The following is a 14497-nucleotide window of genomic DNA, read 5'->3' as shown; positions in this document are numbered from 1 at the left end:
GGTGATCCAGGCGATCACCAAGGAAACCGGCACCCAGATCGACATCCAGGACGACGGCACCATCACCATCGCCTCGGTCAACGCCGCCGCCGGCCAGGCCGCCAAGGCGCGCATCGAGCAGATCACCTCCGACGTCGAGCCGGGCCGCATCTACGAGGGCAAGGTCGCCAAGCTGATGGACTTCGGCGCGTTCGTGACCATCGCCCCGGGCAAGGACGGCCTGGTGCACGTGTCGCAGATCTCCAACGACCGCGTCGAGAAGGTCGGCGACGTGTTGAAGGAAGGCGACATCGTCAAGGTCAAGGTGCTGGAAGTCGACAAGCAGGGCCGCATCCGCCTGTCGATGAAGGCCGTGGCCGAGGGCGAAGGCACCGGCGCGTAATCGCCGGCGCCATCGGCGTCACACCGGAAAGCGGGCTTCGGCCCGCTTTTTGTTTGCGCATTGCACGGAGATCCATTTTTCCATTGACGCATCGCCGATGACCCAATATGTTGTGGTCGTCGGTTCCGGTGGCTACTACCACTGGATGAAAAGGGAAGCCGGTGCGGCGCTCATCCAAGGATGTGGCGCCCATCCCGGCACTGCCCCGCAGCGGTAAATGGAGACGAGGTCGCAACTGGCACTGGGATGGTGATCCCGGGAAGCCGCGACCAAGGAGGCAACGGTTCGCCGATGCCGCATCCATGAGTCCGAAGACCTGCCGACAGCCGCGCGAAGCACGCCGCGCGGTGCCGGCCGACGAATCTCCGGGGGGAGATGGCGGGTGCAGCATGGCCGGCCGCATGCCTTGCATGCAGGTCGCAGGCCGTGCGACATCGATGCCAGACCCTGCGTTTCCGATGCCATCCGCGCCTGCGAGGGACAGGCAAGGACCGTGCATCACGCATGGAGCCACCCGATGTCCGAGACCTTGCTTGCCGAGGCGCCTGTTGCGCCCCCGCTTTCACCCCCGATGTTCGACCTGACCCCGCCACCGACCGCGACCACGATGCGCGTGACCAAGCGCAACGGCGCCAGCGAAGCGGTGGACCTCAACAAGATCGTGCGCGCCGTCACACGCGCCGCAGAAGGCCTGCATGCCGTGGAGCCGATGCGCGTCGCCACCCGCACGATCTCCGGCCTGTACGACGGCGCGACCACCGCCGAACTCGACGAACTCTCGATCCGCACCGCTGCGCTGCTCACTGGCGAGGAACCCGAATACGGCAAGCTTGCCGCCCGCCTGCTGGCCAGCGTGATCGCCAAGGAAGTCGCCGGGCAGGAGATCCATGCGTTCTCGCAGTCGGTGCAGCGCGGGCACGAGGTCGGCCTGGCCAACGACCGCCTGCTCGGGTTCGTCCAGGCCAATGCGCGCAAGCTCAACGACGCGCTGGATGTGTCGCTGGATCGCCACTTCGATTACTTCGGTCTGCGCACCCTGTACGACCGCTACCTGTTGCGGCATCCGCGCACCCGCAAGGTCATCGAAACCCCACAGCAGTTCTTCCTGCGTATCGGCTGTGCGCTGTCCGAGGATGTGTCCGGCGCGCTCGCGCTGTACCGGCGCATGGCCGAACTCGACTACCTGCCGAGCTCGCCGACACTGTTCAACAGCGGCACCACGCATGAGCAACTGTCGTCCTGCTTCCTGCTGGATTCGCCGCAGGACACGCTGGAGTCGATCTACGCGAAGTACGGCGACATCGCCCAGCTGAGCAAGTTCAGCGGCGGCATCGGCGTGAGCTACACGCGCGTGCGTTCGCGCGGTTCGCTGATCAAGTCCACCAATGGCCACAGCAACGGCATCGTGCCGTGGCTGAAGACCCTTGATTCCTCGGTGTCGGCGGTGAACCAGGGCGGCAAGCGCAAGGGCGCGGCCTGCGTCTACCTGGAGCCGTGGCATGGCGATGTCGAGGAGTTCCTGGAACTGCGCGACAACACCGGCGACGAGGCGCGGCGCACCCACAACCTCAACCTTGCCAACTGGATCCCGGACCTGTTCATGCAGCGCGTCGAGGCCGATGCCGACTGGTCGCTGTTCGATCCGCGGGTCGTGCCCGAATTCACCGATCTGTACGGCGACGCGTTCGAACGCGCGTACGTGCAAGCCGAAGCGCAGGGCAAGGCGCTCAAGACCATCAAGGCGCGCGAGCTTTACGCGCGGATGATGCGGACGCTCGCGCAGACCGGCAACGGCTGGATGACCTTCAAGGACAAATGCAACCGCGCGAGCAACCAGACGCTGCGCGCCGGCAATGTCATCCACCTGTCCAACCTGTGCACCGAGATCCTGGAAGTCACGTCGAACGACGAGACCGCGGTGTGCAACCTCGGTTCGATCAACCTCGCGCGGCATTTCAATGAGGACGGTTTCTTCGATTTCGACAAGCTCGCCGAGACCGTGCGTTTGGCGGTGCGCCAGCTCGACCGCGTCATCGACCTGAATTTCTATCCGATCGAAACCGCACGCCGCGGCAACCTGCGTTGGCGGCCGGTGGGCTTGGGCTGCATGGGCCTGCAGGACGTGTTCTTCAAGCTGCGCCTGCCGTTCGACAGCGCGGAAGCGCGCCAGTTGTCCGCGAAGATCGCCGAGACGATCTATTTCCATGCACTGGAAACGTCCTGCGAATTGGCCGAGGAACGCGGCCAGCATCCGTCGTTCGCCGACACCCGCGCCGCGCGCGGCGAATTGCAGTTCGATGCGTGGAACATCGTGCCTGCGAACGGCGAGCGCTGGGACGCCTTGCGCGAACGCATCAAGACGCACGGCCTGCGCAATTCGCTGCTGGTGGCGATCGCGCCGACCGCGACCATCGCGTCGATCGCCGGCTGCTACGAGTGCGTGGAGCCGCAGGTGTCGAACCTGTTCAAGCGCGAGACGCTCTCCGGCGACTTCCTGCAGGTGAACCGCTACCTGGTCGAGGAGCTGAAGAAGCTGGGCCTGTGGACGCCGGAGGTGCGCGATGCGATCAAGCAGGCCGAAGGCTCGGTGCAGGGCGTCGCGCAGATCCCGGAGACGTTGCGCCACGTCTATCGCACGGCGTGGGAAATTCCCATGCGCGCACTGATCGACATGGCGGCCGGGCGCGGCGCCTTCATCGACCAGTCGGCTTCGCTCAACCTGTTCATGGAAAGCCCGAACATCGGCGCGATGTCGTCGATGTACATGTATGCGTGGAAGCAGGGCATCAAGACCACGTACTACCTGCGCTCACGGCCGGCGACAAAGATTGCCAAGACCACGGTTGGGAGTGTTGCGGCAAGCGTGCCGAAGCCGGACTACACGCCGGTCGAGGCCATCGCCTGTTCGCTGGAGAACCCGGAAGCCTGCGAGGCTTGCCAGTGAGCGCGCATAACCGCCAACTGCTGCTCGATCCCGGCTTCGAACTTACCCTGCGGCCGATGCGCTACCCGCAGTTCTATGAGATGTACCGCGACGCGATTCGCAATACGTGGACGGTGGAGGAAGTGGATTTCTCGCTGGATACCAACGACCTGAAGACCAAGTTCGGGCCGGCCGAACGGCACCTGATCGAACGCCTGATCGCGTTCTTCGCCACCGGCGATTCGATCGTGTCCAACAACCTCGTGCTGAACCTGTACCAGCACATCAATGCGCCGGAAGCGCGCATGTACCTGTCGCGGCAGCTGTACGAGGAAGCGCTGCATGTGCAGTTCTACCTGACGTTGCTGGACACCTACCTGCCGGATCCGAACGAACGCGCCAAGGCGTTCGCCGCAGTCGAGAACATCCCGTCGATCCGCCGCAAGGCCGAGTTCTGCTTCAAGTGGATCGACTCGCTGCAGGGCGTGCAGAAGATCGAGACGCGCGCGCAGCGCCGGCAGTTCCTGCTCAACATGGTCTGCTTCGCGGGCTGCATCGAGGGCCTGTTCTTCTTCGGCGCGTTCGCCTACGTGTACTACCTGCGCTCGCGCGGCCTGCTGCACGGGCTGGCCAGCGGCACCAACTGGGTATTCCGCGACGAGAGCGCGCACATGGCGTTCGCCTTCGAGGTGATCCGCACTGCGCGCGAGGAAGAGCCCGACCTGTTCGACGACGCGCTCAAGGCGCAGGTGGTGCAGATGATGTGCGAGGCTGTCGACTGCGAAGTCGCGTTCGCCGAGGACACCCTGAGCGGCGGCGTGGCCGGGTTGTCGATCCGCGACATGCGCCAGTACCTGGAATATTGCGCCGACCAGCGCATGGCCCAGTTGGGCATGCCGCGGCACTTCGGGTCACGCAATCCATTCCCGTTCATGGACCTGCAGGACGTGCAGGAGCTGACCAACTTCTTCGAGCGCCGCGTCTCCGCGTACCAGGTCGGCGTGCAGGGTGAGGTCGGCTTCGACCACGCGTTCTAAGCGACTCTGTTATTGCGACGCAGTGGCATCCGCCTCCGGGTGCCGCTGCAGCCACGCGGCCAACGCCTTTCGATGGGCGATCACTTCTTCGGCATACAGGTCATGCACGCAGACCGGGCAGCCGCTGTCGCAGCAGTCTGAGGGCAGGGGACGTTCCGGTGGTTGGGGACGCGGGTCCGGATCGGCATTGGCGAGAAGGCTGGTCATGCGATGGCGATGAGGGAGTCGCGGTGATTATCCATGCGCATGTGTGCGGGTGCTTGCGACATGCGCGACGAACCGCTCCAATGCGGCATGACTGATCCCAACGTGCCAGCAATCTCGCGTCGCAATCTGTTGGCCGGCGGCATCGGACTGGCGTCGTTGGCCGCCTTGCCGGCAGGCGTCCAGGCCGCTCAGCCTTGGGATGACACCGCCGACTGGATTCCCGGCGATGCGCTCCTGCAGGACCTGCCGCGGCAAATGCGCGCGCTCGGCGTGCCCGGCGTGGGCATCGCCGTGGTGGAGGCGGGCAGGCTGGCGTGGTCGCGTGGCTTCGGCGTCACCCATGTCGAACGCGGCACGCCGGTCGAAGACAACACGTTGTGGGAAGCGGCATCACTCAGCAAGCCGGTGTTCGCCTACACCGTGCTGCAACTGGTCGATCGTGGCGAGCTGGCGCTGGACGCGCCGTTGGTGAGGTACGTGAGGCCCGCCTACCTCGGCCAGTCGCCGTGGATCGAGCGCATCACCGTGCGCGACGTGCTGCGCCATACCACCGGCCTGCCGAACTGGCGAAAGGATCCGGCCAACGAGCCGCTGGTACCCGCCGTGGCGCCGGGCATGCGCATCGATTATTCCGGGGAGGCCTTCGTCTGGCTGCAGCTGGCGGTGGAGGCGGTGACCGGCGAAAGCCTTGACCAGACCATGCACCGCCTGCTGTTCGCGCCTGCGGGCATGCGCGACAGCAGTTACGGCTGGGATGCGGCATTGGCGACGCGCTCTGCATACGGTCATCGTGCACCGGATGACACCCAGCCGGGCATGCCGGCGCAGGGATTGCGCGAGGCGTGGGACGCCGCACAACCGACCGCCGATGCATGGCGCAAGCCGCTCTCGACATGGCGCTATGCCGATGCCGAGCGCGCCTTGCCGCTCGCCCGCGCGAATGCCAGGACGGGCGTGGTGAACTGGCCCAGCGACATCCTCGCCAATTCCGCGGCCAGCCTGCGCTGCACGGTGCAGGACTACGCGCGCTTCATGGCGCTGGTCGTGCATGCGTCGCCGGCTGCGTGGGCGCTGAAACCCGCGACGCGCACCGCGATGCTGACACCGCAGATCGCATTGCCCGGACGATGGACGGAAAAGGGCCTCGGCTGGAACCTCGAAGCCACCCGGGTCGGCCCGGTGCTGTATCACTCCGGCAGCAACGCCGGCGTCTTCAAGACCTTCGCGCTGGGCGATGCCGCGCACCAGCGGGCCATCGTCATCATGGCCAACGCGGCCAACGGCAACGTGCTGTACCGGCGCATCGTGCGCGCGGCCACCGGGCTGGATCTGCTGGCATTCGACCTGTGACATAGTGGCGCGCCCCGCGCGACGCCCACCGCATCCCCCATGCGCCACGACCACATCCTGACCCTGTCCTGCCCGGATCGCACCGGCATCGTCCACCGCGTCTCCGGCTGCCTGTTCGAGGCCGGCTGCAACATCCTCGATGCCCAGCAGTTCGGCGACGGCGAAACCGGTCGCTTCTTCCTGCGCGTGCATTTCGATGCGCCCGCGGCGCACGCGGTCGAGGCATTCCGCGCTCGATTCACGACGCTCGCTGATGACTTCGGCATGGACTGGCAGTTGCACGATGCGCGCCGCCGCGCGCGCCTGTTGATGCTGGTGAGCAAGCAGGGCCATTGCCTCAACGACCTGCTGTTCCGTACCCACAGCCGCCAGCTGCGCGCGGACATCGTGGCGGTGGCCTCGAACCACGAGGACTTCGCCGCGCTGGCGTCGTCCTACGGCGTGCCGTTCCATCACCTGCCGGTGGATGCCGGCAATCGCGAGGCGCAGGAGCACGCGATCATCGACCTGGCCGAGCGCGAACAGGTCGATTTGGTAGTGCTGGCGCGCTACATGCAGATCCTTTCGCCGCGCCTGTGCGAAGCACTGGCCGGCCGCGCGATCAACATCCACCACAGCTTCCTGCCCAGCTTCAAGGGCGCGCAGCCGTACCACCAAGCGCACGCGCGCGGGGTCAAGCTGATCGGCGCGACCGCGCATTACGTCACGCCGGACCTCGACGAAGGCCCGATCATCGAGCAGGACGTGGCCCGCGTGGACCATGCGATGACCCCACGCGATCTCGTGCGCGTCGGCAGCGACATCGAATCGCAGGTGCTGGCCCGCGCGGTGCGCCACCACATCGAACACCGGATCCTGCCGAACGGGCATCGCACGGTGGTGTTCCGCTGAAGCCGCCGCGCCACCCGCGGTTACCATGCGCGGCATGAGAGCCTATCTGCCCGACTGGTTGCGCCCGTGGTTCGCCGAAGTGGCGATCGTGCTGCAGGTGCTGGTGATCCTGCTGGTGGCGTGGACCTTGCGCTGGCTGCTGCGTCGCCTGGTTGCCCGGCTGGCAAGGCGCTACGACCTGCCGCTGGAAGTCAGCATGGGCGTGCGCCGGGTGAGCGGCTTCCTGGTCGGATTCGCCGCGTTGCTGGCGATCCTGCACGTGGTCGGCGTGTCCGCCGGCGTGCTGTGGGGCGCGTTCACCGGTTTCGCCACGGTGGCGGCGGTGGCGTTCTTCGCCGCATGGAGCGTGCTGACCAATGTGTTCTGCGCGTTCCTGATCATGACCAGCCGCCCGTTCCGCCTGCACGACCACGTGGAACTGCTGGAGAGCGGCGAGCGCCCCGGCCTGCGCGGGCAGGTGATGGACATCACCCTGGTCTACGTCACCCTGCGCGAGACCCATGCGCATGGTGGCCACAGCCTGCTGCGCGTGCCCAACAGCATGTTCTTCCAGCGTGCCGTGCGCCGCTGGGAACCGGGCGCGCCCGATGTCGCCCTGCAGGCCGCGGAACCGATGAACGGCCGCGACCAGCGTCGCGGCGCGGTGCTGGGCGGCGGGGTGTCGGCGAACACCGTGGATCCGGACTGAGGGTGGCGCGCGAGAGTCCTCTGTTTCCGCCAGAATGCGGGAGGGGTTGAATCGCAAGGCGGGGGAGATGGTGCAACCACGTTCCAATTTTTCCCATCTGCTTGCCTTGCAGGCAGAGCTTGCACGCCTTGGTGCAGCGGCCGAGCGCTATTTCTCCGATGATCCCAATACCTCTCTGATCAAGCTGCGGCAGTTCGCAGAACTGATGGCACAGCAGGTTGCCGCGCGCGCAGGTCTCTATCTCGCCGATGAGGACAACCAAGCGGCGTTGTTGTCCCGGCTCAAGCGCGAAGGCTGGTTGCCGCGCGACATCGCCGATCTGTTCCACTGGGTACGCAAGGCGGGCAACGAAGCCGCCCATCATCTCCGTGATGACCATCGCACCGCGCTTGAGGCGTTGAAGATCGCCAACCAGATGGGCGTCTGGTTCCGGCGGACATTTGCCGATCCGGCGTTCAAGGGTGGCGCGTTCATCCCTCCTGCTGCGCCGATCGACGAATCCGTCGAACTCCGGCAGGCGCTGGATGCCCTGCGCGAAAGCCATCGCATCGAACAGGAAAAGGCGGGTGCCGCCGAGCAGCTGTTGGTACAGGCTCAGGAAGATGCACGCTTGTGGGAAGCCTTGGCGCAGGAAGGCGACACCGCCATCGCCACGCTGAAGGCGCAACTGGTCCAGCTGCAGGCACAGGCGTTGGCACAACCTGCGGTGCACTTCGCCTCGATTCGCCAGAATGCGGAGCAGGCGGCATCGCTGGTCTCGCTGGACGAAGCCGCCACCCGCGAACTGATCGACCAGCAGCTACGCGACGCTGGTTGGGAAGCGGATACCCGCGCCTTGCGATACAGCAATGGCACCCGGCCGGAACCGCATCGCAACCTGGCGATTGCCGAATGGCCAACGGAAAGTGGCCCGGCCGATTACGCGCTGTTCATCGGCACCGAGTGCATTGCGGTGGTCGAGGCCAAGCGTGGCGGCCGCAATGTCTCGGCCAGCATCGACCAGGCCAAGCGCTATGCCAGCGGATTGCGCGACGATGCCGGTCAGCCGATGCGCGCGAAGTGGGGCGAGTTCCGCGCTCCGCTTGTGTTCGCCACCAATGGCCGCCCGTTCCAGCAGCAGTTCAAGGAGGTGAGTGGCATCTGGTTCTGCGACCTGCGCAGGCCGGAGAACCATCGGCGTGCACTGGATGGTTGGTACACCCCGGACGGCGTGCGTGACCTGCTCAAGCAGGATCACGTCGTTGCGGAGTCCAGGCTCGATCGGATCGGTTTCGATTTCGGTTTTCCGCTGCGTCGTTACCAGCGCGATGCGATCGAAGCGGTGGAGCAGGGTGTGCGCGACCACAAGCAGGCCATGCTGGTGGCGATGGCCACGGGTACCGGCAAGACCAAGACCTGCATCGCGCTGGTCTACCGCCTGCTCAAGGCACAGCGCTTCCGCCGCATCCTGTTCCTGGTCGACCGTACCGCGCTGGGCGAGCAGGCGGCCAATGCGTTCAAGGAAACGCAGATGGAGTCGCTGCAGCGTTTCACCGATGTGTTCGGCATCAAGGAGGTCGACGAACAGCAGCCCGATGCGGATACCAGAGTGCACATCGCGACCGTGCAGGGATTGGTCAGGCGGGTGTTGCACGCAGAGGATGGTGGTCTGCCGGTGGACGCCTACGATTGCATCGTGGTGGACGAATGCCATCGCGGCTATCTGCTCGACCGCGAGATGAATGATGCCGAAGTCGCATTCCGGGATCAGCGCGATTACATCTCCAGCTATCGGCGCGTGCTGGACCATTTCGATGCGGTAAAGATCGGCCTTACCGCCACCCCAGCCTTGCACACCACCGAAATCTTCGGGCTGCCGGTGTACGTGTATTCCTACCGCGAGGCCGTGCTGGACGGTTACCTGGTGGACCACGATCCGGCCCTGCGCATCCGCACGAGGCTGGGCGAAGACGGCATCCACTACAAGGTGGGCGAGGACGTCGCCATCTACAATCCGCAGACCCAGGGCGTGGACCTGTTCAAGACCCCGGACGAGCTGGATTTCGATGTCGGCGAGTTCAATCGCAAGGTGGTCACCGAGTCGTTCAACCGCGTTGTCTGCGAGGCGCTGGCCGGTCATGTCAATCCGGTCGGCCCCGACAAGACGCTGGTGTTCTGTGCCACCGATGTGCACGCAGACATGGTGGTGCGTTTGCTCAAGCAGGCTTTTGCCGACAAGGGTATCGAGATCGAGGACGGCAGCATCCTCAAGATCACCGGTGCCGCGGACAAGCCGTTGCAGTTGATCCGCCGCTTCCGCAACGAACGCATCCCGGTCATCGCGGTGACCGTCGATTTGCTGACCACCGGCATCGATGTCCCGCCGATCAGCAATCTGGTCTTCCTGCGTCGGGTCAACAGCCGCATCCTGTACGAGCAGATGCTCGGTCGTGCCACCCGCCGCTGCGATGAAATCGGCAAAGAGGCGTTCCGCATTTTCGACGCGGTCGACCTGTACGCGAACCTGGAGGCCGTCAACAGCATGCGGCCGGTGGTGCAGAACCCGAACATCGGCTTCGCCCAACTGGTGCAGGAGATCGTGGCGCATGCGGGCGAAGACATCGCCGAGCAGGCCCGCACGCAACTGTTGGCCAAATGGCAGCGCAAGCGACGGCATCTGACCGACACCCAGGCCGCGGGGCTCAAGCAAGCGGGCGTGGATCCGCAGGACTTTGCCGAGTTCATCAAGACGACAGACGTCGCCAAGCTGGCCGACTGGTGGGTTCGCCATGCGGGCTTGGGCGAGTTGCTGGATCGCACGCGCGAGTTCCCGCTCGACCCGCTGGTGGTGTCAGGGCACGACGACGAACTGCTCGAGGTTGTCCCGGTCTACGGCAAGCCGGAGGATTACCTGGAGCGCTTCACCCGCTTCGTCCAGGAACAGGGCAACACGCTGCCCGCGCTGGTGGCAGTGGTGCAGCGCCCGCGCGACCTGACCCGGCGCGACTTGATCGAATTGACCACGGCGCTGGAAGGTGCCGGTTTCGACGAACGCAGCCTCACCTCCGCCTGGACCCAGACCACCAATCACGAAGTGGCCGCGCGCGTGCTGGGATTCGTGCGGCAAGCCGCCATCGGCGATCCGCTGCGTCCTTACGCCCAGCGCGTGGATGAAGCCGTGCAGGCACTGATTCGCACGCATGGGCTCAACCCGATGCAGCAAGGCTGGCTGCGCAGGCTTGGACAGCAGGTCGTTGCGAATGTGGTGCTCGACCAGGCATTGATCGACGAAGGACCTCTGCGCGAGCAAGGCGGCTTCCGGCGGTTGGATCAGATCTTCGACGGCCAGTTGAGTGACTTGCTTGCCGACATGAACGAGGCGATCTGGCGCAGCGCCGGCTAGCCCTGCCATCCAGATGGATGCACAATGGCATCATTCTTGATTCAAGGGCGATACTATGCGCACCACCGTCACCATCGACGACACCGATTACGAAGCCGCGCTCGCCGTGGCCGACCCGGCCATGGACAAGGCTGACCTCTTCCGCGAAGCCATCCGCACCTTCATCCGCGTTCGCGCTGCGCAGCGATTGGCTGCCCTCGGCGCCGCCGCGCCCGACATGGCGGACGTACCGCGCCGCGGTGGCCTGCGCGTGAACGAAGACGCGCCTTCGGAATGAATGTCCTGGTCGATACGTCCGTCTGGGTGGAGCATTTCCGCAACGGCCAGCCCGCGCTGGCGCAACTGTTGGCAGTCGATGCCGTGCTGATCCATCCCTGGGTCGTGGCCGAACTGGCCTGCGGCACGCCGCCCGCACCGCGCCGCCGCACGCTGGACGACATCGCGCGTCTGCGACCGGCCGTGCAGGCCAGCCAGGCTGAATTGCTCGACTTCATCGAACGCGAACGACTCCACGGCCTGGGCTGCGGCATGGTCGATGTGGCCCTGCTCGCTGGCACCTTGCTCACCCCGCGCGCGCGGCTATGGACGCTGGACAAGCGCCTGGCCGCACTCGCGGACCGCTACGACGTGGCCTACGCGCCCGCAACCTTCGAGACACCAACGCAATGAGCAAGCGCACCACCGACATCGTCGGCAAGCTGTGGAACCTGTGCAACGTCCTGCGCGATGACGGCGTCACCTATCACCAGTACGTGAGTGAGTTGACCTATCTGCTGTTCCTCAAGATGGCGAAGGAAACGGGGGCCGAGGACAAGTTGCCCAAGGGTTACCGCTGGGACGATCTGGAAGCGAAAGCCGCGCCCGAGCGCCTGACCTTCTACAAGCACCTGCTGATCCACCTGGGCGAGCACGGCAAGGGCATCGTCCAGCAGATCTTCGTGAACGCCTCGTCCTTCATCAAGAAGCCGGCCACGCTCACCCAACTGGTCAACGCCATCGACGCCATCGACTGGTATTCCGCCAAGGAAGAAGGCCTGGGCGATCTCTACGAAGGCCTGCTGGAAAAGAACGCAGGCGAGAAGAAATCCGGCGCAGGCCAGTACTTCACTCCGCGCGTGCTGATCGACAGCATGGTCGCGCTGATGCAACCGCAACTGGGCGAAACCATCCAGGACCCGGCCGCGGGCACCGGTGGGTTCCTGATTGCGGCGAACCACTTCATCCGCCAGCACAACGACATCGACGCGCTGGACAAGAAGACCTACGACCGTTTCCGCCGGCAGTTCCACGGCATGGAGCTGGTGCAGGACACCCAGCGCCTGGGCCTGATGAACCTGATGCTGCACAACCTGCAGTCGGACGACAGCAGCGGCCTGCACTTCGGCGACACCCTCAGCAGCGATCATCAGAAGCTGCCGAAGGCCGACCTGATCCTCACCAATCCTCCCTTCGGCACCAAGAAGGGCGGTGGTCTACCGACGCGCGACGATTTCACCTATCCCACCAGCAACAAGCAGCTGGCCTTCCTGCAGCACATCGTGCGCGGCCTGAAACCCGGTGGGCGCGCAGCCGTGCTGCTGCCGGACAACGTGTTGTTCGAGTCAGGCGTGGGCGTGCAGATCCGCCGCGACCTGATGGACAAGTGCAACCTGCATACGCTGCTGCGCCTGCCTACCGGCATTTTCTATGCGCAGGGCGTCAAGACCAACGTGCTGTTCTTCACCCGCGGCGTGAAGGACACCGGCAACACCAAGCACGTGTGGGTCCATGACTTGCGCGCCAACATGCCCGCGTTCGGCAAGCGCACGCCACTCACCCGCGCGCATTTTGCCGAGTTCGAGAAAGCCTTCGGCAAGAAGGCCGATGGCAGCAGCAAGCGCAAGGACACCGGCGTGGAAGGCCGCTTCCGCATGTTCACGCGCGAGGAGATCGCCGCACGCGGCGACAGTCTGGATATCAGTTGGTTGAAGGATGACAGCGAGCAGGCGAATGGCGAGTTGCCGGAGCCGGAGGTGTTGGTGGGCGAGGCGATCGTGGAGCTGGAAGGTGCGGTGGCGGAGTTGCGCAGCATCCTGGCGGAGTTGGGGTTGGAGGAGGAGGCGTGAGTTCGCTTCCTAACGGATGGACGGAAGTAAGTCTCGCCGAGTTGACTTGCAAGGTCGGAAGCGGCTCAACACCGAAAGGTGGCGAATCTGTCTACAAGAAGTCAGGAACGCCACTGATTCGCTCGATGAATGTCGTTTTTTTTGGGTTCAAGCGCGACGGGCTTGCATACCTTGATGACAAGCAAGCGCGCTTACTCAACGGATCAGAGGTTCGCTCAGACGATGTCCTGTTGAACATTACCGGAGCCTCGATTGGTCGCGTCACCATTGCTCCGTTTGATTTAAATGGTTCGCGCGTCAATCAACATGTATGCATTATTCGGCCAGTGGCGGAGGTTGATCCTCGATATCTGCGTGCCTATCTCTCAAGTCCAGTACTGCAGGCTGTAATCACACAAGACAACTATGGTGTGACGCGGCAGGCACTCACGAAAGAGCAGATTCTTGAGTTCTCAGTCCCACTCGCTTCACTGTCCGAGCAAAAACGCATCGCCGAAAAACTGGACGTGCTGCTGGCGCGCATTGATATCTCGCGTGCGCGGCTGGATCGTATTCCCGGCTTGCTCAAACGGTTCCGGCAATCGGTGCTGGCGGCGGTGACCAATGGTGAGTTGAGTGAAGAGTGGCGTGGTCTGAGGCCTCACGAAACAGCACAAGAATTATGCGATGCACTGTTGAAAGATCACGAGGATGTGGGTGGACATAAGCGCGGCAATGCTTCAGATCCAACCGATGACGCGCACGATCTTTCCCAAGACTCCATCCCGATGGAATGGCGTGTCGTCACGATGAAAGACGTGTGTACGCCAGGCCGACCAATTACCTACGGCATCCTGAAGCCAGGGCCAGAACTTGAAGAAGGCGTGCCGTATATCCGGGTGGCGGATTTTCCGGGTAACAGACTGAGTCTCGCGAACATCAAGAAGACGTCTCCTGCAATTGATGAGCAGTTCCGTCGTTCCAGGCTCAACTCGGGGGACTTGCTGCTATCAATACGCGGGAGCGTGGGTCGACTTGTCGAGATTCCCGAAGCACTCTCTGGTGCGAATATCACGCAGGATACTGCGCGCTTGTCGATATCCGGCCGGCTGTGCGCTCGATACGTCTATTTCGCGTTGCTCTCTGAAGATGTACAGCGAAGGATGCGCTTGTCTACCCGAGGCGTTGCAGTTCGCGGTATCAATATTGGCGATGTAAGAGCGTTGCAAATTCCGCTGCCACCACTCCCAGAACAAACTGAAATCGTCCGCCGCGTCGAAACCCTGTTCGCCTTGGCCGACAAGGTGCAGTCGCAATACACCGCAGCCCGCGCCCGCATCGACAAACTCACCGCCGCCATCCTCGCCAAAGCCTTTCGCGGCGAACTGGTGCCGCAAGACCCGAACGATGAGCCGGCCAGCGTCCTGCTGGCGCGCCTGCGCGCCCAACGCGATGCAGCGCCTGCGCAGACACGCCGGGGCCGCAAACCAGCAGCGAAGCACTGAGAGATTGCCGCCACCCCGGCGACAGCCGGGATCCAGCGTTTCGATGCG

At 64.3% G+C, this 14497-nt stretch carries 11 protein-coding genes, 1 pseudogene and 1 riboswitch; of the genes and pseudogenes, 11 read left to right on the top strand and 1 reads right to left on the bottom strand.

Annotated features, from left to right (window positions below; translation table 11 throughout):
- The 3 genes from ACE3T8_RS12135 to ACE3T8_RS12125 form a co-directional block, all read left to right on the top strand.
- The coding region (locus ACE3T8_RS12135; protein ID WP_374609455.1) for a S1 RNA-binding domain-containing protein at nt 1-382 on the top strand (382 nt) is incomplete at its 5' end.
- 103 nt (nt 383-485) lie between these two features.
- Nucleotides 486-721, top strand: a riboswitch (cobalamin riboswitch).
- 178 nt (nt 722-899) lie between these two features.
- Nucleotides 900-3326: a ribonucleoside-diphosphate reductase subunit alpha gene (locus ACE3T8_RS12130; protein WP_374609454.1), complete on the top strand. Its 2427-nt coding sequence runs from the start codon at nt 900-902 to the stop codon at nt 3324-3326.
- Nucleotides 3327-3382: 56 nt separating this feature from the next.
- Nucleotides 3383-4342: a ribonucleotide-diphosphate reductase subunit beta gene (locus tag ACE3T8_RS12125; protein ID WP_374609460.1), complete on the top strand. Its 960-nt coding sequence runs from the start codon at nt 3383-3385 to the stop codon at nt 4340-4342.
- A gap of 9 nt (nt 4343-4351) precedes the next feature.
- Here the strand turns inward: ACE3T8_RS12125 and ACE3T8_RS12120 are convergent, their stop codons facing one another.
- Nucleotides 4352-4549 (bottom strand): oxidoreductase-like domain-containing protein, encoded by a 198-nt coding sequence (locus ACE3T8_RS12120; RefSeq protein WP_374609453.1) that lies wholly within the window; start codon nt 4547-4549, stop codon nt 4352-4354.
- An 87-nt stretch (nt 4550-4636) separates the two neighbouring features.
- Here ACE3T8_RS12120 and ACE3T8_RS12115 point away from each other — a divergent pair, with 87 nt between their 5' ends.
- The 8 genes and pseudogenes from ACE3T8_RS12115 to ACE3T8_RS12080 all read left to right on the top strand — a co-directional run bounded on the left by ACE3T8_RS12115 (nt 4637) and on the right by ACE3T8_RS12080 (nt 14449).
- Nucleotides 4637-5899 (top strand): serine hydrolase domain-containing protein, encoded by a 1263-nt coding sequence (locus ACE3T8_RS12115; protein WP_374609452.1) that lies wholly within the window; start codon nt 4637-4639, stop codon nt 5897-5899.
- Between the two features lie 39 nt (nt 5900-5938).
- Nucleotides 5939-6790 carry a formyltetrahydrofolate deformylase gene (gene purU / locus ACE3T8_RS12110; RefSeq protein ID WP_374609451.1) on the top strand — a complete coding sequence of 284 codons (852 nt, stop codon included), beginning with the start codon at nt 5939-5941 and terminating at the stop codon, nt 6788-6790.
- Nucleotides 6791-6815: 25 nt separating this feature from the next.
- A pseudogene (locus tag ACE3T8_RS12105) lies at nt 6816-7361 on the top strand (mechanosensitive ion channel domain-containing protein); the annotation flags it as partial.
- Between the two features lie 184 nt (nt 7362-7545).
- Complete coding sequence (hsdR, locus tag ACE3T8_RS12100; RefSeq protein WP_374609450.1) at nt 7546-10860, top strand: type I restriction-modification system endonuclease; 3315 nt, start codon at nt 7546-7548, stop codon at nt 10858-10860.
- Between the two features lie 55 nt (nt 10861-10915).
- Nucleotides 10916-11137 (top strand): hypothetical protein, encoded by a 222-nt coding sequence (locus tag ACE3T8_RS12095; RefSeq protein ID WP_374609449.1) that lies wholly within the window; start codon nt 10916-10918, stop codon nt 11135-11137.
- Complete coding sequence (locus ACE3T8_RS12090; protein ID WP_374609448.1) at nt 11134-11529, top strand: type II toxin-antitoxin system VapC family toxin; 396 nt, start codon at nt 11134-11136, stop codon at nt 11527-11529. The genes ACE3T8_RS12095 and ACE3T8_RS12090 overlap by 4 nt, the downstream gene beginning before the upstream one ends.
- Nucleotides 11526-12965, top strand: a complete 1440-nt coding sequence (locus tag ACE3T8_RS12085; RefSeq protein ID WP_374609447.1) for an N-6 DNA methylase — start codon at nt 11526-11528, stop codon at nt 12963-12965. The genes ACE3T8_RS12090 and ACE3T8_RS12085 overlap by 4 nt, the downstream gene beginning before the upstream one ends.
- Nucleotides 12962-14449: a restriction endonuclease subunit S gene (locus ACE3T8_RS12080; RefSeq protein ID WP_374609446.1), complete on the top strand. Its 1488-nt coding sequence runs from the start codon at nt 12962-12964 to the stop codon at nt 14447-14449. Before ACE3T8_RS12085 ends, ACE3T8_RS12080 begins: the two co-directional genes overlap by 4 nt.
- The last annotated feature ends 48 nt before the right edge of the window (nt 14450-14497 follow it).

It is taken from the genome of Thermomonas sp. (assembly GCF_041919455.1).
In the GTDB taxonomy this organism is placed as follows: Bacteria; Pseudomonadota; Gammaproteobacteria; order Xanthomonadales; family Xanthomonadaceae; genus Thermomonas.
Note: the sequence above shows the minus strand (reverse complement) of the source record. Positions and strands in the feature narration are given on the sequence as shown.

What these genes read in the sequence shown, in the direction of transcription:
- ACE3T8_RS12130 (WP_374609454.1), top strand. Translation starts at nt 900, where the DNA reads ATGTCCGAGACCTTGCTTGCCGAGGCGCCTGTTGCGCCCCCGCTTTCA.
- ACE3T8_RS12125 (WP_374609460.1), top strand. Translation starts at nt 3,383, where the DNA reads ATGCGCTACCCGCAGTTCTATGAGATGTACCGCGACGCGATTCGCAAT.
- ACE3T8_RS12120 (WP_374609453.1), bottom strand. Translation starts at nt 4,549, where the DNA reads ATGACCAGCCTTCTCGCCAATGCCGATCCGGACCCGCGTCCCCAACCA.
- ACE3T8_RS12115 (WP_374609452.1), top strand. Translation starts at nt 4,637, where the DNA reads ATGACTGATCCCAACGTGCCAGCAATCTCGCGTCGCAATCTGTTGGCC.
- purU (WP_374609451.1), top strand. Translation starts at nt 5,939, where the DNA reads ATGCGCCACGACCACATCCTGACCCTGTCCTGCCCGGATCGCACCGGC.
- hsdR (WP_374609450.1), top strand. Translation starts at nt 7,546, where the DNA reads ATGGTGCAACCACGTTCCAATTTTTCCCATCTGCTTGCCTTGCAGGCA.
- ACE3T8_RS12095 (WP_374609449.1), top strand. Translation starts at nt 10,916, where the DNA reads ATGCGCACCACCGTCACCATCGACGACACCGATTACGAAGCCGCGCTC.
- ACE3T8_RS12090 (WP_374609448.1), top strand. Translation starts at nt 11,134, where the DNA reads ATGAATGTCCTGGTCGATACGTCCGTCTGGGTGGAGCATTTCCGCAAC.
- ACE3T8_RS12085 (WP_374609447.1), top strand. Translation starts at nt 11,526, where the DNA reads ATGAGCAAGCGCACCACCGACATCGTCGGCAAGCTGTGGAACCTGTGC.